Annotated in this window: 29 protein-coding genes and 1 tRNA gene; 14 read left to right on the forward strand and 16 right to left on the reverse strand. The window is 55.4% G+C overall.

Annotated elements, in window-relative coordinates; translation table 11 throughout:
* Positions 1-2: 2 nt before the first annotated feature.
* Positions 3-512: an NUDIX hydrolase gene (locus ACI9KD_RS08495; protein ID WP_414980735.1), complete on the forward strand. Its 510-nt coding sequence runs from the start codon at positions 3-5 to the stop codon at positions 510-512.
* Between the two features lie 22 nt (positions 513-534).
* Here ACI9KD_RS08495 and ACI9KD_RS08500 read toward each other — a convergent pair whose 3' ends face one another.
* Entirely contained in the window at positions 535-807 is a 273-nt protein-coding gene (locus ACI9KD_RS08500) for a TMEM165/GDT1 family protein (RefSeq protein ID WP_414980736.1), read from the reverse strand.
* A 100-nt stretch (positions 808-907) separates the two neighbouring features.
* Between ACI9KD_RS08500 and ACI9KD_RS08505 the strand changes: the two genes are divergently transcribed.
* Complete coding sequence (locus ACI9KD_RS08505; RefSeq protein ID WP_414980737.1) at positions 908-1,672, forward strand: SDR family oxidoreductase; 765 nt, start codon at positions 908-910, stop codon at positions 1,670-1,672.
* Positions 1,673-1,682: 10 nt separating this feature from the next.
* Complete coding sequence (locus ACI9KD_RS08510; RefSeq protein WP_414980738.1) at positions 1,683-1,931, forward strand: hypothetical protein; 249 nt, start codon at positions 1,683-1,685, stop codon at positions 1,929-1,931.
* Between the two features lie 12 nt (positions 1,932-1,943).
* On the opposite strand, the gene ACI9KD_RS08515 is transcribed toward ACI9KD_RS08510, so the two are convergent.
* The 3 genes from ACI9KD_RS08515 to ACI9KD_RS08525 all read right to left on the reverse strand — a co-directional run bounded on the left by ACI9KD_RS08515 (position 1,944) and on the right by ACI9KD_RS08525 (position 3,960).
* Positions 1,944-3,176 (reverse strand): acetamidase/formamidase family protein, encoded by a 1,233-nt coding sequence (locus tag ACI9KD_RS08515; protein ID WP_414980739.1) that lies wholly within the window; start codon positions 3,174-3,176, stop codon positions 1,944-1,946.
* 152 nt (positions 3,177-3,328) lie between these two features.
* Positions 3,329-3,404, reverse strand: a tRNA-Phe gene (locus ACI9KD_RS08520).
* An 82-nt stretch (positions 3,405-3,486) separates the two neighbouring features.
* A complete protein-coding gene (locus tag ACI9KD_RS08525) occupies positions 3,487-3,960 on the reverse strand; it encodes an LEA type 2 family protein (RefSeq protein ID WP_414980740.1) in 474 nt (157 codons plus the stop codon).
* 140 nt (positions 3,961-4,100) lie between these two features.
* Here ACI9KD_RS08525 and ACI9KD_RS08530 point away from each other — a divergent pair, with 140 nt between their 5' ends.
* Positions 4,101-4,967, forward strand: coding sequence for an SDR family oxidoreductase (locus ACI9KD_RS08530; protein WP_414980741.1), 867 nt, complete (start codon positions 4,101-4,103; stop codon positions 4,965-4,967).
* A 418-nt stretch (positions 4,968-5,385) separates the two neighbouring features.
* Here the strand turns inward: ACI9KD_RS08530 and ACI9KD_RS08535 are convergent, their stop codons facing one another.
* Both ACI9KD_RS08535 and mutY read right to left on the reverse strand, forming a co-directional pair.
* Complete coding sequence (locus ACI9KD_RS08535) at positions 5,386-5,658, reverse strand: oxidative damage protection protein (protein WP_414980742.1); 273 nt, start codon at positions 5,656-5,658, stop codon at positions 5,386-5,388.
* Positions 5,655-6,734, reverse strand: a complete 1,080-nt coding sequence (gene mutY, locus ACI9KD_RS08540; protein WP_414980743.1) for an A/G-specific adenine glycosylase — start codon at positions 6,732-6,734, stop codon at positions 5,655-5,657. Before mutY ends, ACI9KD_RS08535 begins: the two co-directional genes overlap by 4 nt.
* A 109-nt stretch (positions 6,735-6,843) precedes the next feature.
* On the opposite strand from mutY, the gene hisB reads away from it, so the two are divergent.
* The 4 genes from hisB to hisF are packed head-to-tail and all read left to right on the forward strand — an operon-like array spanning position 6,844 to position 9,662.
* Entirely contained in the window at positions 6,844-7,449 is a 606-nt protein-coding gene (hisB, locus tag ACI9KD_RS08545) for an imidazoleglycerol-phosphate dehydratase HisB (RefSeq protein ID WP_414980744.1), read from the forward strand.
* A 58-nt stretch (positions 7,450-7,507) separates the two neighbouring features.
* Complete coding sequence (gene hisH / locus ACI9KD_RS08550) at positions 7,508-8,158, forward strand: imidazole glycerol phosphate synthase subunit HisH (protein WP_414980745.1); 651 nt, start codon at positions 7,508-7,510, stop codon at positions 8,156-8,158.
* Positions 8,152-8,889 carry a 1-(5-phosphoribosyl)-5-[(5-phosphoribosylamino)methylideneamino]imidazole-4-carboxamide isomerase gene (gene hisA, locus ACI9KD_RS08555; RefSeq protein WP_414980746.1) on the forward strand — a complete coding sequence of 246 codons (738 nt, stop codon included), beginning with the start codon at positions 8,152-8,154 and terminating at the stop codon, positions 8,887-8,889. The genes hisH and hisA overlap by 7 nt, the downstream gene beginning before the upstream one ends.
* Entirely contained in the window at positions 8,889-9,662 is a 774-nt protein-coding gene (gene hisF, locus ACI9KD_RS08560) for an imidazole glycerol phosphate synthase subunit HisF (RefSeq protein WP_414980747.1), read from the forward strand. The genes hisA and hisF overlap by 1 nt, the downstream gene beginning before the upstream one ends.
* Here the strand turns inward: hisF and ACI9KD_RS08565 are convergent, their stop codons facing one another.
* The 4 genes from ACI9KD_RS08565 to gpmI form a co-directional block, all read right to left on the reverse strand.
* On the reverse strand, positions 9,663-10,637 hold the full coding sequence (locus tag ACI9KD_RS08565) for an alpha/beta hydrolase (RefSeq protein ID WP_414980748.1): 975 nt from the start codon (positions 10,635-10,637) through the stop codon (positions 9,663-9,665). It lies immediately after the preceding gene.
* A 53-nt stretch (positions 10,638-10,690) separates the two neighbouring features.
* Positions 10,691-12,037 (reverse strand): S41 family peptidase, encoded by a 1,347-nt coding sequence (locus ACI9KD_RS08570; protein WP_414980749.1) that lies wholly within the window; start codon positions 12,035-12,037, stop codon positions 10,691-10,693.
* An 88-nt stretch (positions 12,038-12,125) separates the two neighbouring features.
* Positions 12,126-13,328 carry a murein hydrolase activator EnvC family protein gene (locus tag ACI9KD_RS08575; RefSeq protein WP_414980750.1) on the reverse strand — a complete coding sequence of 401 codons (1,203 nt, stop codon included), beginning with the start codon at positions 13,326-13,328 and terminating at the stop codon, positions 12,126-12,128.
* 9 nt (positions 13,329-13,337) lie between these two features.
* Entirely contained in the window at positions 13,338-14,891 is a 1,554-nt protein-coding gene (gpmI, locus tag ACI9KD_RS08580; protein WP_414980751.1) for a 2,3-bisphosphoglycerate-independent phosphoglycerate mutase, read from the reverse strand.
* Positions 14,892-15,083: 192 nt separating this feature from the next.
* On the opposite strand from gpmI, the gene ACI9KD_RS08585 reads away from it, so the two are divergent.
* The 3 genes from ACI9KD_RS08585 to secB are packed head-to-tail and all read left to right on the forward strand — an operon-like array spanning position 15,084 to position 16,340.
* Positions 15,084-15,500 (forward strand): rhodanese-like domain-containing protein, encoded by a 417-nt coding sequence (locus ACI9KD_RS08585; RefSeq protein WP_414980752.1) that lies wholly within the window; start codon positions 15,084-15,086, stop codon positions 15,498-15,500.
* A 13-nt stretch (positions 15,501-15,513) separates the two neighbouring features.
* The gene (gene grxC, locus ACI9KD_RS08590; RefSeq protein WP_414980753.1) at positions 15,514-15,783 is read left to right on the forward strand and encodes a glutaredoxin 3; all 270 of its coding nucleotides are present in this window, start codon (positions 15,514-15,516) and stop codon (positions 15,781-15,783) included.
* A 53-nt stretch (positions 15,784-15,836) separates the two neighbouring features.
* Positions 15,837-16,340 carry a protein-export chaperone SecB gene (secB, locus tag ACI9KD_RS08595; protein WP_414980754.1) on the forward strand — a complete coding sequence of 168 codons (504 nt, stop codon included), beginning with the start codon at positions 15,837-15,839 and terminating at the stop codon, positions 16,338-16,340.
* 29 nt (positions 16,341-16,369) lie between these two features.
* On the opposite strand, the gene trmL is transcribed toward secB, so the two are convergent.
* The 5 genes from trmL to glnA all read right to left on the reverse strand — a co-directional run bounded on the left by trmL (position 16,370) and on the right by glnA (position 21,606).
* Positions 16,370-16,834 (reverse strand): tRNA (uridine(34)/cytosine(34)/5-carboxymethylaminomethyluridine(34)-2'-O)-methyltransferase TrmL, encoded by a 465-nt coding sequence (gene trmL, locus ACI9KD_RS08600; RefSeq protein WP_414980755.1) that lies wholly within the window; start codon positions 16,832-16,834, stop codon positions 16,370-16,372.
* Positions 16,835-16,837: 3 nt separating this feature from the next.
* Complete coding sequence (gene ntrC / locus ACI9KD_RS08605; protein WP_414980756.1) at positions 16,838-18,256, reverse strand: nitrogen regulation protein NR(I); 1,419 nt, start codon at positions 18,254-18,256, stop codon at positions 16,838-16,840.
* Between the two features lies 1 nt (position 18,257).
* Positions 18,258-19,304, reverse strand: coding sequence for a nitrogen regulation protein NR(II) (gene glnL, locus ACI9KD_RS08610; RefSeq protein ID WP_414980757.1), 1,047 nt, complete (start codon positions 19,302-19,304; stop codon positions 18,258-18,260).
* Positions 19,305-19,537: 233 nt separating this feature from the next.
* Positions 19,538-20,101 carry a hypothetical protein gene (locus ACI9KD_RS08615; protein ID WP_414980758.1) on the reverse strand — a complete coding sequence of 188 codons (564 nt, stop codon included), beginning with the start codon at positions 20,099-20,101 and terminating at the stop codon, positions 19,538-19,540.
* Positions 20,102-20,199: 98 nt separating this feature from the next.
* Complete coding sequence (glnA, locus tag ACI9KD_RS08620) at positions 20,200-21,606, reverse strand: glutamate--ammonia ligase (protein WP_414980759.1); 1,407 nt, start codon at positions 21,604-21,606, stop codon at positions 20,200-20,202.
* A gap of 375 nt (positions 21,607-21,981) precedes the next feature.
* Here glnA and typA point away from each other — a divergent pair, with 375 nt between their 5' ends.
* Together typA and dtd are read left to right on the forward strand one after the other, a co-directional pair.
* On the forward strand, positions 21,982-23,793 hold the full coding sequence (gene typA, locus ACI9KD_RS08625; protein WP_414980760.1) for a translational GTPase TypA: 1,812 nt from the start codon (positions 21,982-21,984) through the stop codon (positions 23,791-23,793).
* Positions 23,794-23,799: 6 nt separating this feature from the next.
* The gene (gene dtd / locus ACI9KD_RS08630; protein WP_414980761.1) at positions 23,800-24,240 is read left to right on the forward strand and encodes a D-aminoacyl-tRNA deacylase; all 441 of its coding nucleotides are present in this window, start codon (positions 23,800-23,802) and stop codon (positions 24,238-24,240) included.
* 21 nt (positions 24,241-24,261) lie between these two features.
* On the opposite strand, the gene ACI9KD_RS08635 is transcribed toward dtd, so the two are convergent.
* Positions 24,262-24,885, reverse strand: a complete 624-nt coding sequence (locus tag ACI9KD_RS08635; protein ID WP_414980762.1) for a GNAT family N-acetyltransferase — start codon at positions 24,883-24,885, stop codon at positions 24,262-24,264.
* On the opposite strand from ACI9KD_RS08635, the gene ACI9KD_RS08640 reads away from it, so the two are divergent.
* Positions 24,884-25,726 (forward strand): cyclic nucleotide-binding domain-containing protein, encoded by an 843-nt coding sequence (locus tag ACI9KD_RS08640; RefSeq protein WP_414980763.1) that lies wholly within the window; start codon positions 24,884-24,886, stop codon positions 25,724-25,726. The genes ACI9KD_RS08635 and ACI9KD_RS08640 overlap by 2 nt on opposite strands.
* The last annotated feature ends 38 nt before the right edge of the window (positions 25,727-25,764 follow it).

Consider the following 25,764-nt stretch of genomic DNA (forward strand, 5'->3'; position numbering starts at 1 on the left):
CGGTGTGTCGTGACGATGATCGTCCCGTCATTATTGTGACCCGGCGTAGTGCTTCATTGAGGGCACATTCGCGACAATGGGCGCTACCCGGGGGGCGTCGGGATCAGGGTGAGACCGCCGTTGAAGCTGCGCTGCGAGAACTTCACGAAGAAGTGGGCCTGCTGGCTGGGCCAGATAGTGTTTTAGGCACCTTGGATGACTACGCTACCCGGTCAGGCTATGTGATTACGCCCGTGGTTGTGTGGACCGACAAAGATTGGCGCGAGCTGGAACCCAATCCTGATGAGGTCGAGCTTATAAAACCGTTCTCGTTTAAAGAGTTGGCTCGGCGTGACTCACCGAATCTGCAGACGATTAAAGAAAGCGAACATCAAGTGTTATCCATGAATTTTCATGACGATGCTATCTATGCCCCTACCGGTGCGATGCTTTATCAGTTTCGTGAGGTGGCGATGTTCGGTCGTCCTACCCGGGTAGCGCACTTTGATCAGCCGCTGTTTGCCTGGCGGTGACGCTGGAGTCAATAAGGATGTACTACGCTTTGTAGAGCGTGAATGCGCCGATGATGATGAAGCCAGCACCCGCGATGTAGTGCAAAACTTTCTCGTTGATATACGAGGACAGCAGGCTCCCCGCCAGCACTCCTATTGCGGAAGCAAGTATCAGAGCCGCCGACGCTGCGAAAAACACCGTCCATTTACTGACCTCTTTGTCCGCGGCAAACAGCATGGTAGCCAACTGCGTCTTGTCCCCAAGCTCGGCGATAAACACTGAAGCAAGTACTGTTGCAAAGATTTTCCAGTCCATGGGTTTTATCCGACCAGGTTGCGAGCAGGTAGCCGATTGTCAGCTGTGTTGTTTCGTTACACTGGGCATTATCTATTTAAAGCCAACATAAGGAAGACAAATGTCTGACCGAATGACGAATAAAATTGTCCTTGTTACTGGCGGTGGTGCGGGAATAGGTCAAGCGGCGTGCTACGCCTTTGCGCGCGAAGGCGCGAAGCTCATGGTATCGGACATAGACTCTGCGAGCGGTAACGCAACAGTCGATGCCATACGCGAAGACGGCGGCGATGCACACTTTGTACAGGCGGATGTATCCAAAGCCGCTGATGTAAGGGCCATGGTTGATTGCTGCATTAAAACCTACGGCCAGCTGGACTGCGCTTTTAACAACGCAGGTATCGAGGGAGACGTGGCAGTGCCTATTACCGAGGCCTCAGAAGAGACCTGGGATCGAGTAATAGATGTCAATTTAAAGAGCGTGTTTCTGTGCATGAAGTACCAGCTGGTGCACATGCAGGAGCGCGGCACCGGCAGCATAGTGAACACCGCATCCATTGCCGGTTTGGTTGGTGGAACTTTTGGAGCTGCTTACTTTGCCAGCAAGCACGGTGTTGTGGGCCTGACCAAGGCTGCTGCTATCGAATACGGACGTGCAGGTATTCGCGTTAATGCGGTCTGCCCTGGCGTGATTGAGACGGACATGGCCGACCGTTCCATGGGCGACAACCAAAAGCTACAGGACGTTGTTCGCGCTCAGTATCCGCTGCGTCGCTTTGGTCGGGCCGAGGAAGTTGCCGAGTCTGTAGTGTGGCTGTGTTCTGATGCCGCGTCTTTTGTCACCGGGCAATCGCTTGCGGTAGATGGCGGCTTTGTTGCGACTTGAGTTAGTTGGCATGACCGAAACCCAAGAGCAAGATGCGGACCTTGGGCAAGAGTTCTTTCTTGCCCTACACCGACTTACAGAGCGTCTGGCCAAGCGGCACGGTGTTCCTGTGGAGCGCGCCGCTGATTACTTGTTAGCGGGTTCGTTGTTCACAGCGGCGCACATCTATGAATTGAGTCTCGATGAGACTATTGAAGTGGCGCAAGAAATTGCCGAGTCAGTGCAACAGGATGAGCTCCCTGCGTCGACGCGGCATTGAAAAGTCTTCGATTTACTCAAAGATATCCAGCGGCAACAGTGCTACTGCGCCCACATTCGGCGCATCGACAAGTTGGCCGATACGAAGATCCACAGCGACCGAGCAAATCACATAGGCCTGATCGATGGTGTAGCCTCGCTCGTCGACCAGATAGTCGATCATTGCGACGAGCGCGTTGCGGGCAGCCAGCGCAATGTCATCGGGCAGACTTTCAAGTTCTGCCATCAAAGTGGAGTTGAGGTACTCCATGTCGGGTGGGATTTCTCCCTCGGACTTAAAGGGTAGGCCCGTAGTGGCAAAGTAAGTTTCGCTGGGGATTGCCAGGGTCGATGCCGGTCCAGTAAATGAGACCCCCGCCGCCGGGGCCTTATTCAGCACCGCGGTGCTTAGGGTGACCGTTGCATCCATTTCTATGGCGGTGCCGCTGACCTCGCCATCGCCCTGAGCGAAGTGGACGTCGCCAACAGCCAGGCCGCAGCCATCAACCATGCAGGGAAGATACAAAGTAACCCCCGGCCGTATGTAGCGAATATCTACATTACCGCCGTGCTCCCGCGGCGGGATAGTCCGTAGGCACTCATCTTTTACACTGCCATCGGGCCCACAAATTTGCGCTGGTGTCGCGTTGACCGGTGTTGGGAGAAACACGCGGGCACCGAGTTCGGCGATTGCAGCTTCGCGCGCCAGCGACTTTTTCACAAGTTTGGCGTCCGGAAGCGTAGTGATGACGCCCGGAAAGGCACTATTGGGGATGCGAACACCGGGAATCTGTTTGGAGGTGGCGTAATCTGAATTGAGCTTCCAGGTGGCAGCAAACCCAGTAGGGTACTTGTCTGCAAGAAATCCGCCGCTGCCGACCCAGGTTTTCCCCCAGGGGCCCGGTTCTACCGCCAGCAGCGTCACTGCCAGCGTATCGCCAGCCTTTGCGCCGCGAATATGCACCGGGCCGGTCAAGGCGTGCCCGGTATTGCCCGTCGCCCGCCGTGGATCCTTATAGCTGCTTGCGGGATCGAGATCAAAGTCACTGGCATTACGTGTATGCATGACAATGGTTTGACCGGGGTCCGCCATCGCTGCCATGGGGATATCGGGGTGAAGTCTATTGATGCACTGCGCATCTACATTGCAGTTACGACCATTGCCACCGACTTCAAGCACCTCTGTCGCCATGCATGGCGTGGTGAGTAGAAGCACAGTGATCGGACTTAGTTTTCTAAGGCAGCGCGCGGAGAAAAGGCTTTGCATGGTTGGTGGCTCCGGAAAAGACTCTCTGAGTCTCCCATTGCCCACAGATGCCGGCAAGTCCGACGGGACCTGTTCTTAAGGTATCTTTGGGCTTATCAGCAGTTTGAGCCCGCTTGTGGGGGAGTACTTGCTGATTGGTGATGTTCAAGAAATGGTGCCCGGAGACAGAATCGAACTGCCGACACGGGGATTTTCAATCCCCTGCTCTACCGACTGAGCTATCCGGGCACAAACCTTGGCGTCAATCTGTGGACGTTGCACGCGTCCGTTGCTCAAGGGCCGCGTATTAAACCTATAGGCCCGCGTACAGTCAAGGGCGGGCGTTCAAATCTATGCTGCCTTCACGGCTTACGCGTATGGCCCCGCCGATGCCCGACCGGGACAGCTTGGCATTAAGCTTGTAAGGCAAACCGCCATCTGTGGGCTTAGACATGAGATCCCTAATCAAAGCGAGGGACCCAAACATGCCCGCGGCCACCTCTAGTTCGGCGACACTTTCGCTATAGGCGTCTATTTTGAGGCCCTCGTTACTGACGCCCGACAGAACTTTTGAATCCCGAATAAAGACATCGTAGGCCATGCCATTGATTTCCAGAGGAATGGAGTTGGGATTGACGACACGCAGTTTCACGAGGAATCGCGCTTCCAGACCCTGGCTAGGAAGCGGCTCTAGTGCCAAAAGTTCGATTTCCGGATCATCAAAGTCCAGCATGCCAACGCTGGCGCAGCCGCTCAACAGTAGCGTGGTGAATAACAATGAGAGCACGAGCCTATTAACTGCCATACGTTTTCCTATGGTTTTGATATCCGTTATTGTGCGCCCTGCCGTAAAAGGTACAACGTTCGCTTTTGCTGCGACGTATAGTGACAAACCCCGAACAGAGCTGGATGTCGATTGACTCCATACCCACGCAAGGAATGACTATGAGCTTAGCAGGAAAAACAATATTTATTACCGGCGCCAGTCGCGGTATCGGCCTGGCTATCGCAAAGCGCGCCGCCGCTGACGGTGCGAATGTGGCGATCGCCGCGAAGACCACCGAACCCCACCCCAAGCTGCCCGGTACCATCTACACCGCCGCAGCAGAAATAGAAGCCGCAGGTGGAAAAGCACTGCCCCTGATCTGCGATATCCGCTTTGAAGAGCAGGTGCAGGCGGCCGTGGACAAGACTGTAGAGACCTTTGGCGGCATCGATATTTGCATTAACAATGCCAGTGCCATCAGTCCTACACCGACCTTGGGTACTGAGATGAAGCGTTATGACCTCATGAATGAGATCAATACGCGCGGTACATTTTTGACCTCCAAAATCTGCATTCCCCACCTTCAGAAGTCCAGCAACGGCCACATTCTGAATTTGGCGCCACCGCTGGACATGGAAGCCAAGTGGTTTGCGCCGCATGTGGCCTACACTATCGCCAAAATGGGTATGAGCCTGTGTACCTTGGGTATGAGCAAGGAGTTCGCGTCGGATGGTATCGCTGTGAATTCCCTGTGGCCGCTCACTGCTATTGATACTGCCGCTGTGCGCAATGTTCTGGGCGGAGACTCAATGAGTAAGGGCAGCCGTACCGTTGCGATCATGGCGGATTCTGCATACGAGATTCTCACGCGTCCTTCTGCCGAGTGCACGGGTAACTTCTTTATTGATGAGGTTGTCCTGCGCGATGCTGGTGTCACGGACTTTGATCAGTATGCGGTCGCCCCCGGAGAAGAGCTGTTCCGTGACTTCTTCGTCCCTGACGATGTCATTGATAGCTTGCCGACTAAAACGCTGACTATGTACTAAGAGTCCAAGTGCTGATGGTCAGGCTTTGGGGCGCGACTTAGTAGGCGTTCTGGGCGGCTCGACTCCGCTTTACTCGAGCTGCTCGCGCATCTCCATTGGCACCAGAGTATTAAACAACGCGCTCGACGGACGCTCGAGCAAAACGGAGCCGAACCGCCACCCTTCGTAAGTGCATGCACAGCCAGGCACTACGCCTCGATGAGGCACTGACGGAGGCTAGGCGGGCGGCAGTCCTTTGAGCGTCCGTCGCGTGGGTCTGACAATGCTGAGGCTTCTCTAGAGATGCGCGAGCAGCTCAAAAGACTGCCGTCTGCCGCGCCGACTCAAAGGCTCAGCGTGGTCATGAGCTAATGCCTTTCAGAGCAATGATTGAGGCGACGCGCAGGCCTTGATCTGGGAGCCCGCGACGGCCCTTTTTTTAGGCCTCCGGCGGAACGTAACCCTCTGCCTGATCGTATTCTTCGCCCGCCAAAAACTTGTCCATTTCTTGCTGCAGATATTTTCGTGTTTCGGGATCAATAAGGCTGAGCTGCTTCTCGTTGATCAGCATGGTTTGATGCGCCTGCCATTCTCCCCACGCCTGCTTGGAGACATTCTCAAATATATCCTGCCCCTTGGGGCCCGGGTAAGGGGGGGCCTCCAGACCGGGTAAGTCCTGTTGATGCTTGCGGCAGAAAACCTGTCGGCTCATTGTTTTTTGTCTCCTGTTCTTGATTTTGTGATGACGGCAGCGGCTTCCTGCCATAGGCGTTGCACGGGTGCGGCTAGCCCCACCGCCGGCGATTCCTCGGCCGGCCAGAAACGCAGCTGATCGTGCTCGCTGATCATGGTCGGTGTTCTCGACAGTGTAAGCAGCAGTGGACTTATCTCAAGATGATAATGGCTAAAGCTATGGCGGAGGGTCGGTAACTCAGTCATAGCCGCTATGTCTGTAAAAAGGGTTTCTTTGCAGTAGCGGCTTGCGCTGGCAGCATCGTCGACTTCGGGAAAACACCACAGACCACCCCAGATACCTGAGGATGGGCGGCGCTCCAGTAGCAAATGATCGTCAGGACTGTGGGCAATCACAAAGTGGGTGCGGCGAGTGGGGATCGATTTTTTAGGCTTTTTACCGGGAAAATCACCCTGACGGGACCATCGCAGCGCGGCACAGTCCCCTGCCTGAGGGCAGCGCTGGCAATCTGGCTTCGCGCGGGTGCACAGCGTTGCGCCCAAGTCCATGATGGCCTGCGTGTAGTCAGCGACACGTGACTCAGGGGTATGCTCTTCGGCATGCTCCCAAAGCGCAGCCGCAACGGCGGTTTTACCCGGCCAGCCCTCTACGGCATGAAAGCGGGCCAATACCCGCTTTACGTTCCCATCGAGTATTGCTGCTCGACCACCAAGGGCGGTGGATAAAACAGCGCCGGCTGTGGATCGGCCTACCCCCGGTAATGCTTGCAGAGCGTCGATATCAGCGGGGAACTCGCCGCCGTAATCTGTCACAAGCATAATGGCTGTCTTGTGTAGATTCCGCGCCCGAGCGTAATAGCCCAGTCCGCTCCAATGATGAAGGACTTTGTCCACGTCGGCACTGGCGAGGGCGTTGATATCGGGGAAACTTTCGATGAATCGCTCGTAGTAGGGAATCACGGTGGCAACCTGTGTTTGTTGCAGCATGATTTCTGATAGCCACACGTGATACGGCGTAGCATCGCGCTGCCAGGGCAGGTTGTGGCGGCCATGGTCGTCATACCAGGCCAGCAGTTGTGTAGCGAAGTCGTCCATAATCGGTCGCGAGACTATCCTTGCAGCGGCAGAATTGCCAATGAATTGGCCGAGGGGCTACCCTATAATGGCGCGCTTTCGCGAACCCCGTCGCGAGCTGGAGGAAAACATGTCACAAGTTAGCTCAGACCGCAGCGCAACGGTAAGCCGCGATACGCTGGAAACACAGATCACCGTGTCTGTGAATCTTGACGGCAGCGGCAAGGCCGAATTCGATACGGGCTTACCGTTTCTCGAGCATATGCTGGATCAAATTGCCCGTCACGGCATGATGGACATCAACGTTAAGGCCCATGGCGACCTACATATCGACGCGCATCACACCGTCGAAGACATCGGTATTACCTTGGGCCAGGCTTTTACCAAGGCGGTAGGCGAGCGCAAAGGTATTCAGCGTTATGGACATGCCTATGTACCCTTGGATGAGGCGCTATCTCGGGTTGTGATTGATTTTTCTGGACGTCCGGGTCTTGAGTTTCACGTCCCCTTCACCCGCTCAGCGGTGGGGAATTTTGACGTCGATTTGTTCTACGAGTTTTTTCAGGGTTTCGTTAATCACGCCCTGGTGACCTTACACGTTGATAATTTGCGCGGCGACAACAGCCATCACCAGATCGAGACAGTGTTTAAAGCCTTTGGCCGCGCACTGCGTATGGCTCTCAGCGCAGACCCGGCAATGGCCGGTGTCACGCCATCCACCAAGGGCGTGCTCTAGCTCTTCTTGGTTTTTTGTAGGACGCGCTGTTTTTTAAAAGGCTTAAGGGAGATTCACTGTGGGTGAGACGGTCGCAGTTATCGATTACGGCATGGGTAATCTTCACTCTGTGGAGAGCGCTTTGCAGCACGTGGGTGCCCAAAAAGTCATCGTGACCCACGATGCAGATCTCATACGTGGTGCAGACCGTGTTGTGTTTCCCGGTGTAGGCGCTATACGCGACTGTATGTCCGAGATTCGTCGTTTGCATTGCGACGCCCTGTTGGACACCGCTTTGCGAGAGCAGCACAAGCCGGTATTGGCGATCTGTGTGGGCATGCAGGCGCTTATGCAGCGCTCAGAAGAGAACGGCGGAGTCGACTGCCTGGGCCTGCTTGAAGGTGACGTTCGGCACTTTGGCGCTCCTTTGGCGGATCATGATGGCAATCGGCTCAAAGTACCTCACATGGGGTGGAACGGCGTCCATCAGGAAAGCCCTCACCCACTGTGGCAGAACATTGCCGATGGCGAGCGCTTTTACTTTGTCCACAGCTACTACGTGCACGCAAGTGATCGCTCACTTCTTGCGGGAAGCGTTGATTACGGCGTTAAAGCCGACGCAGCCCTGGCGAGAGACAATTTGTTTGCGGTGCAGTTCCACCCGGAAAAGAGTCACCGGGCAGGCTTGCAACTCTTAAGTAACTTTCTTGATTGGAACGGAACATGCTGATTATCCCTGCGATCGATCTTAAGGATGGCGAGTGCGTCCGGCTTCGTCAGGGTGAAATGGACGATAGCACCGTGTTTTCTGATGACCCTGTTGCGACTGCGCAGCGTTGGGTGGATGCGGGGTGTCGGCGCTTACATCTGGTGGATCTCAACGGTGCTTTCGCCGGAATGCCGGTGAATGGCGACGCCGTGACCGCGATTGCGGCGAAGTTTCCTGACCTGCCTATCCAGATCGGCGGCGGGATTCGCAGTCTTGAAACCATTGAATTCTATCTTCGGGCAGGTGTGAGCTACGTGATCATTGGCACCCAGGCCGTTAAAGAGCCGACCTTTGTCGCTGAGGCCTGTGCCGCTTTTCCGGACAAAATTATTGTGGGTCTTGACGCGCGAGATGGTCGTGTTGCCACGGATGGTTGGGCCGAAGTGTCTGCGCTGCAGGCCACTGACCTGGCCCGGCGGTTTGCTGGCGATGGCGTCAGCGCCATCGTTTACACCGACATTGCTCGAGACGGCATGATGCAGGGTGTAAATGTCGAGGCCACTCTGGATGTGGCCCAGGCTGGCGGTATCCCTGTGATCGCGTCTGGCGGAATTACTAATATGCGCGATATTCGAGCGTTGGCTGCGCTGCGTGGTGCCGGCATTATGGGCGCCATCACTGGCCGTGCTATCTACGAAGGCTCGCTTGATCTTGCCGAAGCTCAGAATTTCTGTGACGAGAGTGCCGCCTGATGGGGCTTGCAAGGCGCATAATCCCTTGCCTGGACGTGGACAATGGTCGCGTTGTTAAGGGCGTCAATTTTGTTGATATACGGGACGCCGGCGACCCGGTGGAGATCGCGGCGCGCTACAACGAGCAGGGTGCAGACGAAATCACCTTTTTGGATATCACTGCCAGCCATGAGGGTCGGGATACCACTGTGCACATGGTCGAGGCCATCGCCCGAGAAGTGTTTATACCTTTGACTGTAGGCGGTGGAATTCGCAGTGTTGAGGATATTCGCGGAATGCTCAATGCGGGAGCCGACAAGGTAAGCATCAATACCGCAGCGATCCATGATCCTGACTTAGTGCGCCGTGCATCGGAACGTTTTGGCGCCCAGTGCATCGTCGTGGCCATCGATGCAAAACGTGTTGATGATGTCGATGGCAAGCCGCGTTACGAAATCTTCACCCACGGAGGACGTAAATCCACGGGGATCAACGCTGTGGAATGGGCACAGCGCATGGCTAAGCTTGGTGCCGGGGAGATTCTCCTCACCAGTATGGATCGGGACGGTACTCGAGATGGATTTGAGTTGGGCGTCACCCGTGCCATCACTGATGCGGTAGACATTCCCGTCATAGCCTCCGGTGGCGTCGGTAACCTTCAGCATCTGGTCGACGGTGTAACTCAAGGTGGTGCTGACGCCGTGTTGGCGGCCAGTATTTTTCACTTTGGGGAGTTTACTGTCGGGCAGGCCAAGGAATACATGGCCGCGGCAGGGATCGAAGTGCGAGTCTAGCTATGACTCAGCAATAAACGCGCTGATGAGCTCGGCGATGCCCGAGCTTGTACCCGGCGCGAGAATGTCTCCGGTGAGTACGTGGGGGCTCAGGCTTTCTGGCTTATCCACCTTGTGAATTTTCTTGCGCTCGGCAGGCAGCGTATCGAAGCCTGCAAGTAGCTTGCTCACTGACACCACATCATCCTGTGGCGAATACACCAGCATCGCGTTGGGGGTTTCGGCTTCGGGAGTCAGCGTCACAGCCAGATTGACGAGGCGCATCACTTCAACAACCGATGCGGCCGGGTAATTCGTGGACCAATACTTCTCCTGAAGAGGATTGGCGGCTACCCAGGAGCGGCGCTCGCCCAAAATCAGTCGCGCCAGCTGCGGTCCATAGGGGCCGGTGGTAATACCAGCGCCGTAATCGGCGGGTCCGAAGTTGGGCGAGACCAATATCAGGCCATGCACCAAAGAAAAATCCGGATGTCTCGCCATGGCCAGCGCGATTGTGGCACCCGTCGACGTACCCATGAGGATGATTTTGTCGCCCAGGGTTTTGGCAGTCGCAAGCGCCTCTGCCCCGTCGTGCATCCAATCTTCGGCGCTGATGCCCGCGAGTTGTTCTCTCTCCCGGCCATGACCGGACAGACGCGTTTCAAACAGGTTCGCCCCCAGCTCTTTGGCCACAAGCTCTGGAACGGGTGCTATTTCCTGGCGCGTCGCAGAAAACCCGTGCAGGTAAACAAGCACGTACTCGCTGCGCTGCCCGGGCTCTACCGCCCATACAACTCGCTTCTCTGCCCCGGGGGTAATGCCAAACCTGGCAGCGACAGACGCTTCTTCCTTACGCAGATATTCATCGATGTCTGCAGGAACAGTGGCGCTCGGTGCTTCCGGTGAGAGCTCTGCTGGTTTTGTGATCCAGCCACCCACCGCAATAGCGACTGCTGTTGCGCCTAGCGCGGCCAGGATCATTTTTTTGCCCGTCATTTTTCGGTAAGCAGTATTAAAAGCTCCGGCGCGTGAGTTGCATAATTATGCAATCAAGACTCACGGTCAGTGTCGTCTGCAGAAGCTGTTTGTTGTCCCTCAGGCAAGGCTCGTGGCGGCCTTGGATTAATGATATTGATGCCTTTTAACAGGATCAGGGCTTCATAGAGCTGATTGTCTCGAGAGATAAGGCCTTCGCTAGCCTCGGCTTCGATTGCCTCTTGATCGGTAGTGTTATCCAGGTGTCCCACAAGGTCTTTTTCTCTAACGCGACCTGATTCATCAAAGGTTTCTACCTTTGCGCGTTCGACAATGATGTCCGGTTTAATACCTTCTGCCTGAATAGATCGGCCATTGGGCGTGAAGTAGCGTGCGGTTGTTAACTTCACAGCGCGGAAATCAGAAATCGGAAGTACGGTTTGCACTGATCCTTTACCGAAGCTTTGAGTGCCCATGACCACCGCTCTGGCGTGATCTTGCAGTGCGCCTGCAACAATTTCGGAGGCGCTTGCGGAGCCGCGATTGATCAAAATAACCAGCGGCGTACCGTCGGTCATATCACCGACCGCTGCACCATAGTTTTGCGCAGCGTTGTTCAAACGCCCTTCGGTGTAGACAACATCGCCGCTTTCCATAAACAGCCCCGCTACGTCTACGCTGGCTCCAAGTACACCACCGGGATTGTTACGAAGATCAAGAACGAGGCCTTTTAAAGACTGCTCCGCTTGAAGCTTCTCGATGGACGCTCTTACATCGTCACCGGTTTTTTGCTGGAATTGAGAAATACGTAGATAGCCAAAGCCAGGCTCCAGCCATCGCTCGCGGACACTGGCTATGCGAATCGTGTCCCGCACGAGAGTGACATCAAAGGGCTCCTGTTCGCCCCGGCGCCCAATGGTCACTACGATCTCGCTGCCCTTGGGGCCGCGCATTTTCTCGACGGATTCGTTAAGGCTCACTCCTCGAATGGCTACGCCATCTAACTTAAGAATGACGTCCCCGGATTGGATGCCCGCATCAGTAGCCGGTGAGCCATCGATGGGCGAGATAACCTTCAAAAAGCCGTTCTCCATGCCGACTTCGAGCCCCAGGCCAGAAAATTCGCCACTCGTTGATGACTGCAGTTCTTCGTAGGCGTCGCGCTCAAGGTAAGCCGAGTGGGGGTCGAGGCCGCTCAGCATGCCTTTTATGGCGTACTCCAGCAGCGTACTGTCGTCGATTTCTTCGACGTAGCCCACGCGAATCTGATTGAAGACGTCGGCGAAAGTGCGGAGTTCGTCCAGCGGAAGCTCAGTCGCGTCAGCGTTTTCCTGGGCGGCAGAGATTTGAATATTGCCAAGCAACAAGCCTGCGGCCGCGCCAACAAAAAAACGGTGGAGTGATGTACGAGTCGTATTCATGGCATGCATAGTTAAATTTTTGAAACCTTTTTTGAAGCCTTTTTTTGGAGCTTTAGTGTAGCCTAATCGGCGCTTTGTCTAAGTGCGTCTAACCTCGGCACCAACCCTGTGGGTCCGTAGGTTTGCCATCTTTTCGAATTTCGAAGTACAACCCGGCCTCGCTCTGACCGCCGCTATCGCCCACGGTGGATACCGGTGCGCCGGCAGTGACCCAGTCGCCGACTTCGCGTAGGAGACTTTCGTTGTGTGCATAGAGGCTCAGGTAGCCCTCGCCGTGATCAATCACCAGTAATAGTCCAGAGCCTCGAAGCCAGTCTGCATAAACAACGCGACCGTGATGAATAGCAGCCACTGTGCTGCCAGATTCGGCTTTAAGGCGAACCCCCTGCCAGCGCATCTTGCCTTGATTTCGAGGGCGACCAAAGCGACTCGTAATTCGACCGTCGACCGGCCAGCGCATGCTCCCTTTAGCAGCACTGAAAGGTTCGACATCGTCCTCGGGGATAAGTTGCGCGAGCGCTGCGTCGATTTGGGCAAGGAGGTTTTCCAGTTGCTCACGGTCTTGTTCTCGGGCAGCGAGTTGCTCCGCTTCACTTTTTAAAGTGCTATCTATCTTTCTCAGTAGGCTCTTGCGTTCGCTACGTTCGGCCTCCAGTGAGCGTTGTTGTGTAGCAAGAGAAAGCCTTTGCGCTTCCAGTTCCGCCTCGCGCGTCTGAAGTTCCTGTTTGGTATTGGCAAGCGCACTTAGGGTGTCCCGGTATTCATCCAGTAGCTCACTGCGCGCAGCCAGGATATAGCGGTAGTAGGCAAGCATGCGGGCCAGGAGTTGCGGATCTTCCTCACTTAGCAGGAGTTTTAGTTGGTCACCCCCTCCGCCTTTGTAGGCTTCGCGAATCTCCCGGGCTACTGCATCACGCTGAGAGGCGGCGGCATCCACAAGCATGCTCTGCTCAACACCAAGCTTCGAGACTTCTCCTTGATTACGGCCTATTGCGGCGCGTGTTGTCTGCTGTTGCTCCTGTAGGCGCCCCAGAGCGACCTCACTGCGACGTAGATCGGCCTGGAGGCCGCTTCGTTGTTTTTCCCGTTTGGCCTGGGCGGCGGCAATTCGCGCAATATCCTTCTCTAGCTGCGCCAAGCGTTCACGGGTCTCTTGAGCGTCAGCGCTGCTGCTTTGCGCTTGTAACTCGGGCGCGACGACGGCGACGATTAAGCTCGCGAGAAGCAGTACAGCTGACAGCCAGGTGATTAGAGCCTGCTGACTGCGATTAGCTGGAGCAGTGCGCCTCACGGGCAGTGGTCACTCCTGGTTTCTACTTGAGTTGATTAAGCTGCGACCGCTCATCTCCCTGGGCTGGTCCAGCATCATGAGCGAGAGCAGGGTCGGTGCCACATCAGCCAAAATACCGCCCTTCGGATCGAGGGTCAGCGGGGTGTCGCCCAGATACACCAGAGGTACCGATTCGGTGGTGTGCTGTGTGTGAAGCTGGCCGGACTCGTAATCTTGCATTTGTTCACAGTTACCGTGATCTGCCGTAATCAGCGCTTGGCCACTCACATCCTTAAGCGCCATCTCCACACGCCCAAGGCAGGTGTCTAAAGCCTCCACGGCCTGCATTGCTGCTGCGTAGTTGCCCGTATGGCCTACCATGTCTCCATTAGCGTAGTTGCACACGATAAGGTCGTATTTTCGTGAACCAATAGCCTCTACGAGTCTGTCGGTGACCTCCGGAGCACTCATAGTTGGCTGTAGATCGTAGGTAGCGACGTCTGGGGAGGACACCAGAATACGCGTTTCATTCTCAAATTCGGCTTCCCGTCCCCCGCTAAAAAAGAAGGTGACATGCGCGTACTTCTCGGTTTCTGCGATACGTAACTGGGAAAGGCCTTTATCTGCGATCCAGGCGCCGAGCACGTTATCCAGTTTGCTTGGCTTGAATGCGCAGGCTGCAGGCATTCCTGCCGCGTATTCCGTGGTCATTACAAAGCCTGACAGTTTTGGGCGCTGCTTCCGCGCGAATCCTTCAAAGCCGTCTTCAACAAAGGCCTGGCTAAGCGCTCTTGCGCGGTCGGCACGAAAATTCATGAACAACAAAGCGTCCCCATCACTGATGGGCGCGGCCTCACCAATGCGTGTGGGCGTCACAAACTCGTCGTTCTCGTCCCGAGCGTAGGCTGCGTTGAGGGCGCCTATGGTCGTCGCATCTGAGAACTCCGCGTCCCCCTGGGTTAGTAAGCGGTAGGCGGGCTCTACCCGTTCCCAACGCTGGTCCCGATCCATGGCGAAGTAGCGCCCGGTGACGCTAGCGACGCGACCAACACCAAGTTCATCGAAGCATTTCTGGGCAGCCAGTAATGAGGGTTCAGCACTGCGCGGCGGTGTGTCACGGCCATCCAAAAAAGCATGTAGGTAGATTTTTTTGGCCCCACGTTGGGCCGCAAGTCGCAGCGCGGCAAATATTTGGCGCTCGTGACTGTGGACCCCACCAGGAGACAGAAGCCCCATCACGTGCACCGCACCATTGGCAGCAATAGCGGCGTCTATGGCATCGCAGTAGGCGGGGTTCCTGGCGAAGCTGCCATCACTGATCGCTTCGTCGATGCGAGAAATGCTCTGGTACAGAACTCGGCCCGAGCCCAAACTCATATGCCCTACTTCCGAATTGCCGAACTGCCCTTCAGGTAAGCCTACATCCGGACCTGAAGCGGAAATCAAGGTGTGCGGCGCTTCGCTCCAAAGGCGGTCCCAAGTTGGAGTGTCCGCATTCGCGATGGCGTTGTCTTGCGTCTCCTCGCGGTAGCCCCAGCCGTCGAGAATAATCAAAACCGTTGGAGATTTTTGCTGCTCTTGCATATTCGGTTCATCCGGCTCGCTGAATAAGTTCCTTGGGCAGTTCGGCTGATTTGTCTCGCCGTTTGCCAAGGGGTTCCGATTCTACCGATTGTCAGCCATGGGCGCATTTTTCGGGGTGGAGCCTCTTCCACTCAAACTGTATACTTCGCGACCTTTTCGGCCTTAGGCCCTTGTCGGTATACCTACGGGATCATGGAACTTTTTTTAGAATTTGCAGCTCAGCAATGGATTCTTATGGCCGCACTGGCGGTTTCTATTGCGATGCTCGTCGCGCACGAAGGCCGAAAATCCGGCCCGACACTTAGCCCACAACAGGCGATTAACCTCGTGAACCGTGAGGATGGGGTGTTTGTGGATTTGCGGGATACCGCTGCCTTCAAGCAGGGGCATATCGTTGAAGCACGGCATATCCCTATGGCTAAGCTTCAGGAGCGCAGCGCGGAACTGGAGTCCTTTAAGGACAAGCCCGTGGTGTTGGTGTGCAAGATGGGCCAGCAGGCAGCTACCGCCGGCAAACAGCTTCGTGCCGAGGGCTTCAATCAGGTCTATAAGATGGCAGGCGGCATGATGGAGTGGTCAAGCCTTCAGTTGCCCACCGTTAACAAGTAGCTGGACCCCGACAATGAGCGCCGACGTTACTCTTTACAGCACACGATTTTGTCCCTATTGCGTAGCGGCAAAACGACTGTTGGAGGCCAAAGGCGTGAGCTATCAGGATATTCCGGTAGATGGCGATCCTGAATTGCGGCAACAAATGAGCCAGCGCGCTGGGCAGCGCACGGTGCCGCAAATCTGGATCGGAGAAGAGCACGTGGGCGGGTATACGGATCTTGCGGCTCTGGAGCAGCGGGGACTTCTTGACGGTCTTTTGAGCTCAGCCCCGAACAGTTAATACAGAATCGAACGTAGTCTTACACTTTCTTTAAAAGAGCAGGAGCAGAAACGATGGCCGACGAACAGGCAGCAGCAACCCAAGAACCCGTGCAGCAGCAGTTTGTATTGCAGCGCATTTACAATAAGGACTTGTCTTTCGAGTCCCCCTCTACGCCAGGAATCTTCAAGAAGCAGTGGCAGCCCAAGGTCAATGTTGACCTAAATACGCGCAGCAACGCGATTGATGAAGAAGGCAACTTCGAAGTTGTGCTGACCATTACTGTGACGTCAAAGATGGAAGAAGACACAGCCTTTTTGGTTGAGGTTCAGCAAGCAGGGGTTTTCTTTATCACTGGTTTTGAGCCCGATCAACTGCGTCGAGTGCTGGGCACTGCAGCGCCAAACATCTTGTTCCCTTATGCGCGGGAAACAATCGATGGTCTCGTGGTTAAGGGTGGTTTCCCGGCCCTGATGCTGTCACCGGTAAGCTTTGATGCGTTGTTTGAGCAGGCTCTGGCGCAACAGGCTCAGCAACAGCAACAGGCTGCTGAAGCCGAAGCTCCCGCCACGCACTAAGCTCTTGTTAGGGGTTCCCCGTGTATGGCTTAAGCCATGCCTGGGAAGCCCTGCTGACGCAGACCTTCATAAAGAACCAGCGCTGTTGCATTGCTGAGGTTGAGACTCCGGCTTTCGGGGAGCATCGGCACCCGTAAGCACTTATCAACCCCCAGTTCCTTGATGACCGCCACAGGCAATCCGCGTGTTTCGGGTCCAAACAGCAGAACATCACCTTCCTGAAATTTTGCTTCCGTGTGATTTTGGGTTCCCCGGGTGCTGAGTGCCCAGATTCGCGGATTGTTCAGCGCGGCGATGAGTGCTTCTAAGCTCTCGTGAACGCGAACGTCTGCAAACTCGCGATAATCAAGCCCGGCACGCCGTAACTGTTTGTCCTCCAGGGTAAAGCCCAGGGGTTTGATTAGGTGCAAGGGGCAACCCGTGTTTGCACAAAGGCGCATGATATTGCCCGTGTTCGGGGGTATTTCTGGCTCATAAAGTGCGACTTGCAGCATCTTTTACAGGTCGTCGCTTTCTAGTTCTTTCATTTTTCGTGTCAGGGTATTTCGACCCCAACCCAGAAGTTCTGCCGCGTCGCGCTTGCGGCCGCGGGTATGCGCCAGCGCCACCTCAATCAGGGCTTTTTCGAAGGCCGGAATCGCATCGCGAAGAATGTGCTGCTTGCCACTGACCAATTCAGTGCGAGCCCACTGGCAGAGCAGTTCCTGCCATTGAGTTTCCTGCTCTCCGGCGGTCTCTTCATTATTGCGGCCAAGCTCTGGTGGCAGGTCAGACAGGTGTATCTCGCGTCCCGAAGCCATGACGGTAAGCCAGCGGCAGGTGTTTTCCAGCTGACGTACATTCCCGGGCCAGTGAAGGGAGACCAGAAATTGCTGTGTCTCCGGGAGAAGGATTTTGGGTGCACCGCCAAGCTCCTTGGCCGCCTTATCAAAGAAGAAGTCCATGAGGCGAGGTATGTCTTCCTGGCGCTCGGATAGCTTCGGGATGTGAATGCGAATGACGTTCAGGCGATGAAAGAGGTCTTCTCGAAAGTCACCGCGACGAACAAGCCCCTCAAGATCCTGATGTGTTGCCGCAATGATTCGCACATCGGTGCGCTGGGAAGTGTGGCCGCCTACCCGATAAAACTCTCCATCTGCGAGAACGCGAAGGAGCCGTGTTTGAGTTTCTGCCGGCATGTCGCCAATTTCATCGAGGAAAAGGGTGCCGCCATTGGCCTGCTCAAACCGACCCTCCCGGCGAGTGTTGGCCCCGGTGAATGCGCCCTTCTCATGACCAAACAATTCGGACTCCATGAGGTCCCGGGGAATTGCTGCCATATTCAGCGCAATAAAGGGCGCGTTCACTCGCGGACTGTGGCGATGCAGTGCCCGGGCGACAAGTTCTTTACCGGTACCCGACTCGCCATTGATAAGAACGGTGATATTGCTATGTGCGAGACGGCCAATAGCGCGAAACACCTCTTGCATAGCCGGAGCTTCGCCGATGATTTCTGGGGTAGGTTCACCGCGGCTGATACTTTTGGGTGTGCCTCGACCGCGCTCTCGAACCTGCGCTAATGCACGCTCTGCGACGGCGACCACTTCGTCGATGTCGAAAGGCTTGGGTAGGTACTCAAACGCGCCTTTTTGATAAGACGCGACCGCGCTGTCCAGATCGGAGTGCGCTGTGGTGATGATAACCGGAAGGTCAGGGTGGTTCTCTCCAATACGCTGAAGCAGCTCGAGGCCGTCCATGCCAGGCATGCGGATGTCGCTGATTACAACGTCCGGGAGTTCGTTTTCCATGCGCTGCAGCATAGATTCCGCATCAGAAAAACATTCTCTGGAAATGCCTGCTTGTGTCAGGGCCTTCTCAAGGACCCAGCGTATGGATTGGTCGTCATCGACGACCCATACGGAGCCGGAATTTTGCATGTCAGTTGTCCATGGGTAGATAAATAGTGAAACAGGTTTCCCCGGGGCGGCTTTCGCAATTCAATAAGCCCCCATGACGGTGAACGATGGATTGGGAAATAGAGAGCCCCAAACCGGTGCCTTCGGCACGGCCACTCACCATGGGTATAAACAGGTTTTCGCGAAGTTGCTCGGGGATACCGGGGCCGTTGTCGATAACGTCTACCTGGCAGACCAGGCGATGACGCTGACCCCCTATCGTGAACTGTCGCTGGGAACGACTGCGCAGAGTGAGGGCGCATTGAGGCTGCTTGTCTGTGGCCTGAAGCGCGTTACCGATAATGTTGAGCAATGCTTGTATGAGCTGAGCGCGGTCACCTTTGATCAGCGGAAGGCTCGGATCATAGTCGCGTTGAATGGCCAGCCGCTCGCCGGCCTCTACGACGGCCAGTTGCAGCACGTGCTCCAGAACCTCATGTACGTTTAGAGGTGCGAGAGCGAGCTGCTTGTTGGGCCCAAGTAAGCGGTCAACCAGGTCCCGGAGTCGGTCGGCTTCTTGAATAATGATGCCGGTGTATTCCTGAAGTGATCCCTCGGGAAGCTCTCGCTCCAGTAGTTGCGCGGCACCGCGAATCCCGCCTAGCGGATTCTTGATCTCATGGGCTAGTCCCCGAACCACGGTACGCGTTGTCTCCTGGGCATTCATGAGATTTTCTTCTCTACTAATGCGCAGCATGCGATCCACTGGATGGAGTTCGATGAGGTAAGCCAGATCGGCAAGTTCCTGCATGGGGGACATAATGATGTCGACAAAGCTCGGCTTGCCATCACCGATGTCTAATTCCAGGCTTCGGTGAACGATGGCCCTGCCTTCCTCTGCTGCCTGATCAAGGGTGACTCGCCAGGGAACGTTAGGTCTCTCCAGCTCACAGATCATTTGTCCAATAATTCGTGCCTCAGACAACTGCAACAGCGCTTCAGCAGACTGGTTTATCAGGCGCACGCGATAGTCGGCATCAAGGCCAATGATGCCGCTACTGATGTTGTCTATGATGTCCTGTTGCAGCATTTTAAGCTGTTATGCGCACGCTTTGGATCAATGTGCTTGATAATGAAGCAAAAATGAAGCCATGTCCTTGCTTTTTGCCGCTCAGCTTAAGTGCCCAGTAAGTATAAACATATTGAGATTAGTGAGCGCTAACTTCATGTATCTGCCTAGATGAAAAACTTGCGGCGACACGAGAAGACGGCCTTAAAATAACGCATTTGCACCGAAGTAGTGCAGGGCAATAGAGTGCTCTATTAGCGTCCGATGATCGAGGGGCGCAGTACATAGATGCGCACTGATTCTGAGGCGGCGATCATTTTTCCGCGAGAGCTTATGCGTTGTACTACCAGGTCGTGAGGCCCGCGCAGGGTGCCTTGGATGGACCAGCTGCCCGAAGATTGAGCCCCACCCTGAGCGACGCCATCCACTAAAAGTACGAGCCGCTCGTTTCTGGACAGTGCCGGGCTTGTCGCCGCGCTCACAGAAAAGTTGCCTGGACCCATAGCAATGGTGCTTTCGTTAGCCGGTGACATGATGCTCACCGTAGGCTTTGCGGCTGCCTCAGACTCCGCGGTGGCGGAGCTAGAGCTGGGCGCGAAACTGGGGCGCGCTTCCACGGGTGTCGCAGTGTTCATTTCTTCCAGTTCTACTTGTTCAACGCTTTGATCACTGGTGTTGCCCATCACTTGGGGGCTATCGGTAAAGACGACACCGTTTTCGCTATCGATCACTTTGTATATCTGCCCCCAGCCATAGCTTGCGGGGATCACTATAAGCGCGGTCAAAGCAACAAGGATGGCTATCTTTTGCGGGCTCATTGCGAGTCTCCAATGATTGTTTATGCACCGTAGCAGATCGCTGGGCAAAAAAAAGCCCGCTCTAGGAGCGGGCTTTCATGGTGCCAGCGTTCGGCAACTTACAACGAATAGTACATATCGAACTCAACGGGGTGGGTTGTCATGTCGAGCCTTTCGATTTCTTCGGACTTGAGCGCGATGTAACCATCGATCATGTCATCAGTGAATACGCCGCCGGCTGTCAGGAACTCACGATCCGCATTGAGTGCTTCTATGGCCATGCCCAGGCTCGAGGCAACGGTGGGGATTAGCTTGCCTTCTTCGGGAGGAAGGTCGTAGAGGTCCTTGTCCGCTGGGTCTCCAGGGTGAATCTTGTTCTGGATGCCGTCCAGGCCTGCCATCAGCATGGCTGCGAATGCCAGGTAAGGGTTGGCTGTGGGGTCCGGGAAACGAACTTCTACGCGCTTGCCCTTGGGGCTGGGCTCGTAGGGGATACGAATCGACGCCGAACGGTTGCGAGCGGAATACGCGAGCATGACCGGTGCTTCGAAGCCAGGAACAAGGCGCTTGTAGCTGTTGGTGGATGCATTGGTAAATGCGTTCAGTGCGCGAGCGTGCTTAATGATTCCGCCAATGTAATACAGGGCGGTATCCGAGAGGCCTGCATAGCCATCGCCCGCAAAAATGTTCTCGCCATCCTTGCTGATCGACTGGTGTACGTGCATACCTGAGCCATTGTCGCCAACCAGAGGCTTAGGCATAAAGGTGGCTGTCTTGCCGTAGGCATGGGCCACATTGTGTACGCAGTACTTGAGAATTTGAACTTCGTCGGCTTTCTTGATCAGGGTGTTGAACTTCACACCAATTTCACATTGCCCTGCGGTGCCCACTTCATGGTGATGAACTTCGATAGGCAGTCCCATCTGGTCCATTGCTGCACACATCGCCGCGCGGATGTCATGCAAAGAGTCAACAGGAGGTACAGGGAAGTAGCCGCCCTTAACGCCTGGACGGTGACCGATGTTGCCGTCGGCAAAGCTGTGGTTTGATGCCCAGGCAGCTTCTTCCGAGCTAATTGCATAGCCGGCGCCAGACATGTCAGCGTGCCATTTTACGTCATCAAATACGAAAAACTCAGGCTCGGGACCGAAGTAAGCGGTGTCGCCAATGCCCGTGGACTTGAGGTATTCCTCGGCACGGTGCGCCACAGATCGTGGATCGCGCTCGTAGCCCAGCATGGTCATGGGCTCTACGATGTCGCAGCGCAGGATCACAGTGGTGTCATCGGTGAAGGGGTCTAGCACGCTGCTGCTGTCGTCCGGCATCAGAATCATGTCGGACTCGTTGATGCCTTTCCAGCCAGCAATCGAGGAGCCGTCAAACATCTTGCCGCCGTCAAAAAAGTCTTCGTCGACTTCGCTGGACGGGATCGAGACGTGCTGCTCTTTGCCGCGTGTGTCGGTGAAGCGCAGATCTACCCATCCGGCTTCGCTTTCTTTAATTAGGTTCAGAGTCTTCTCTGACATTGTGGGTTCTCCAGTTGGAAAAGTGGTGCTACTCACGTCGGGACATGCTGTCCCCAAGGCCGTGCACCTTAACAGTAAAAGTGCCTTAGAAAAAAGCAAGAGCTGTGCCACAGCGGTGCCTTTTACAAGCAATTGAAAAATAGCAGATTTTATCTGCGGCGAGGCATTTTGCGTAAGATTTTGCTGCCTTGCGGTGCGTTTACGCACTATTTTTGTGCGATGTGAGGGGCCTGTCGGCTAAGGGTGTGCATTATGCCGCCTAACGCTGCTGTGCAGGCTTGCAATCCGCCGCTATACTCGCGACCTTTTTTAGCTCCCCAATTTTCTTAATGAGCTGCCGGATAACGCTTTCTGCGCCGGAGCCGGACTATCGCTGTGATCGAAAAACTTCGCAACATCGCCATTATCGCCCACGTAGACCACGGCAAGACTACGCTTGTGGACTGCCTTCTACGGCAGTCTGGCACTCTGGATCGCCGAGACGCTGATTCCGTGCGCGTCATGGACTCCAACGATCAGGAGCGCGAGCGCGGTATTACCATTCTTGCCAAGAACACGGCCATTAACTACGGCGACTACCGCATCAATATCGTGGATACCCCCGGGCACGCTGACTTTGGCGGCGAAGTGGAGCGTGTTCTGTCTATGGTTGATTCCGTGCTGCTGCTGGTCGATGCGGTTGATGGCCCCATGCCACAAACCCGCTTCGTGACCTCCAAGGCCTTCGCCCAGGGCCTGAAGCCTATTTTGGTGGTTAATAAGGTTGATCGCCCCGGTGCTCGGCCGGATTGGGTTGTGGATCAGGTGTTCGACCTGTTTGACTCCCTGGACGCCAGCGAGGAGCAGCTCGACTTCCCGATTATCTTTGCCTCAGCGCTAGAAGGCATTTCGGGTCTCGATCACGAGGACATGGCTGACGACATGACGCCGTTGTTTGAGTCGATTATTAGCAAGGTGCCGGCGCCTGACGTCGACGTAGACGGCCCATTGCAGCTGCAGATCAGTGCGTTGGACTACAACAGCTATGTCGGCGTCATCGGGGTGGGACGCATAAGCCGCGGTATTCTCAAGCCTAATACTCAGGTGGTGGTGGTCGACCACGAGGGTAAGCAGCGCAAGGGTAAAGTTCTTCAGGTAATGGGTTACATGGGTCTTGAGCGTATCGAGACCGCTGAGGCCCGCGCCGGCGACATTGTCTGTGTCACCGGTATCGAGTCGCTGAATATCTCTGACACGCTCTGCGATCCCGCGACGCCCGATGCTCTGCCTCCTCTCAGTGTTGACGAGCCTACCGTGAGCATGACTTTTCAGGTCAACAATTCACCGTTTGCCGGTAAAGAAGGTAAGTACGTAACCTCCCGCAATATTGCGGAGCGGCTTGAGCGCGAGCTTATTCACAATGTCGCGCTGCGTGTCGAGCCAGGTGAAACACCCGATAAATTCAAAGTGTCCGGCCGTGGCGAACTGCACCTGTCTGTGCTGATCGAGAGCATGCGTCGTGAAGGCTTCGAAATGGGCGTGTCTCGCCCGGAAGTTATTCGCAAGGAAATCGACGGCGTCATGCATGAGCCCTTTGAGCAACTGGTCATCGATTGCGAGGACAAGCACCAGGGCTCAGTCATGGAGGAGCTGGGCTCGCGGCGCGCGGATCTCAAGAACATGCGCCCCGATGGTAAGGGCTGGGTGCGCCTGGAGTTCATTGTGCCGGCGCGTGGTTTGATTGGGTTTCGTTCTTTGTTTCTAACACTGACATCTGGCAGTGGCACTCTAACCCATGTTTTCGACCACTACGGTCCCGTTAAGGATCAAGAGATCAGTCACCGCAGCAACGGTGTGTTGGTATCGATGGTGAAAGGTAAAACCCTTGGTTTCGGTTTGTTCAACCTGCAGGAACGTGGACGCCTGTTTGTGGACCCCAATGTTCAGGTTTACGAAGGGCAAATTGTCGGGCTGCACAGCAGGGGCAATGACCTGACAGTGAACCCCACCAAGGCCAAGCAGTTAACCAACGTTCGTGCCTCCGGTACCGATGAAGCGCTGGTCCTCTCGCCACCTACCCGACACACCCTTGAGCAGGCCTTGGAGTTCATCGAGGACGACGAGTTGGTCGAGGTAACACCACTAAGCATTCGTTTGCGCAAGAAGCTGTTGATTGAGCACGAGCGAAAGCGCGCCTCGCGCGGCTAGGGTTCGGTGCGCGCACTGCTACAGCGGGTACGGCGCGCATCGGTCGAGATCGACTCGCAGGTCGCGGGAAGCATCGATGCGGGCTTACTGGTTTTTCTCGGCCTGGAGCCCGGCGACACTTCTTTTATGGGAGAAAAGCTCCTTGAGCGAGTCTTGAATTATCGAATATTTTCCGATGATCAGAACCGCATGAATCTCAGTCTCCGGGATGTCTCTGGAGACTTGTTGCTGATTTCCCAGTTCACGCTTGCTGCAGACACTTCCCGGGGATTGCGGCCCGGGTTTTCTACTGCAATGCCTCCCGGTGAGGCAGAGCCGCTGTTTCAACAGTTATACGATTATGTTGATGGCGTTTACGGCCCCGTGGCTGGGGGACGCTTTGGCGCCGATATGCAGGTCAGCCTGATTAACGATGGCCCGGTAACGTTCTTGCTGAGCGCTTCTTAAGCCGCCCACGCACCAGTATTGCTACCCCGTCTGAGCACTCGGATGTCGCATATAGATGTGTGATATCCCGTCTTCCATGTAGGGCTCGGAACAGACCACAAATCCCAGAGATTCATAAAAGCGCTGAAGGTATGCCTGGGCGCCAATAAGGATCTCTCTGTCCGGCCAGTGGGTCAGGTTAAAGTCGATACCTCTGCGAACCAGTTCACGCCCCAAGTCCTTACCGCGTTGCGTTGGATCGACAATGACGCGGCCGATTGAGCTTTCGTTGTCGTAGGAGCTACCGGGCGCCAGACATCGTTGATAAGCAAGCACTTTTCCGGCTTCACGGTAAGCCAGGTGCCATGCCGTGGTGTCGAGGCCATCGGGATCCAAATAGACGCAGTCCTGCTCCACCACGAAGACGGCGCAGCGAAGTTGTAGCAGTTCATAGACATCGCCGCCACTCAGTGCAGAGAAAGGCTGGCAGGACCAGCCGGTATCATCGAGCATCCTGTTTGCCTGATTGTTCGAGAAGGTGGACATGCTAGCGATTTGCTTGCTCTCTCGCCAGTTGAGTTGTTCTCGCTGGAGGGAGAAGTTGGTATGATCGAAGTCTCTGCGCTGTTCGAGGCGCTCCGATAAGACGGCACCCAGGTCTAGCATGCTAGCGAGCGTTGAATTACCCGCTGATTTTAAGCTTCTGAACCAGCAGTATCATGGCTTGGTGCAAGCCTTGCTGGATGAAGTTGAGCTGCTGCCCATACGGGTAGAGGTGGCGCCGACCCAAACTGGCAATTTCCGAGGTTTTGACCCCGCCAAGTTTTATCTGGTAGCCAGTGGAACGGTAACCGCCCGTTATTCTAGTCGGGCCGTCTACTTGCTCGAAGAAGGCGATATTTTGCTCCCGGATATCGCGGGTGGACGCGATCCGGACGCTGCGGTTTTTTACGGCAGCGAGGCCGGGGCGAGCCTCAATAGCTATAGCGCTCTGGAGTTCATGCAACAGATATTCGCGCGTCCCAGCACTACCAAGCTGTGGACTCGAATGCTGGTGACCTACAGCGGGATGATGCTGCGTTTAACTGCAATGCAAACCCAGATCGACGTCATCACTACGCCAGGCTTTGCTTTGTATGAGCCAGGCGAGATCATCATTACCCAGGGCGAGCGTGCCCAGTACGTCTTTAATCTCACCTCTGGACTTGCGGATGTACTGGTAGATAACGTGCCCGTAGGAATCATCAGCCCGGGAGAGATTTTCGGTGCTATGGCCGCGCTTACCCACGCTGATCGCAGTGCTACGGTACGGGCGCGGAGTCGTTGCAGTGTTGTGAAGGTGCCCACTAGTCAGTTCACGGATCTGATTAAGAGTAATCCGGCGACGATTCATGCCCTGTTAACCGATATGGCTAATTCCATCGTTAGCTTGAACGAGCAACTCGTACAGCAGCGCATCGGAGCTAAAGATAGGCAGGTAGATACGCAGGGAGGCGATGCGGCCTGATCTGTAACCATTGTAATAAGATTTACGAAGTCAGTTGC

Source organism: Congregibacter sp., assembly GCF_047617445.1.
GTDB lineage: Bacteria > Pseudomonadota > Gammaproteobacteria > Pseudomonadales > Halieaceae > Congregibacter.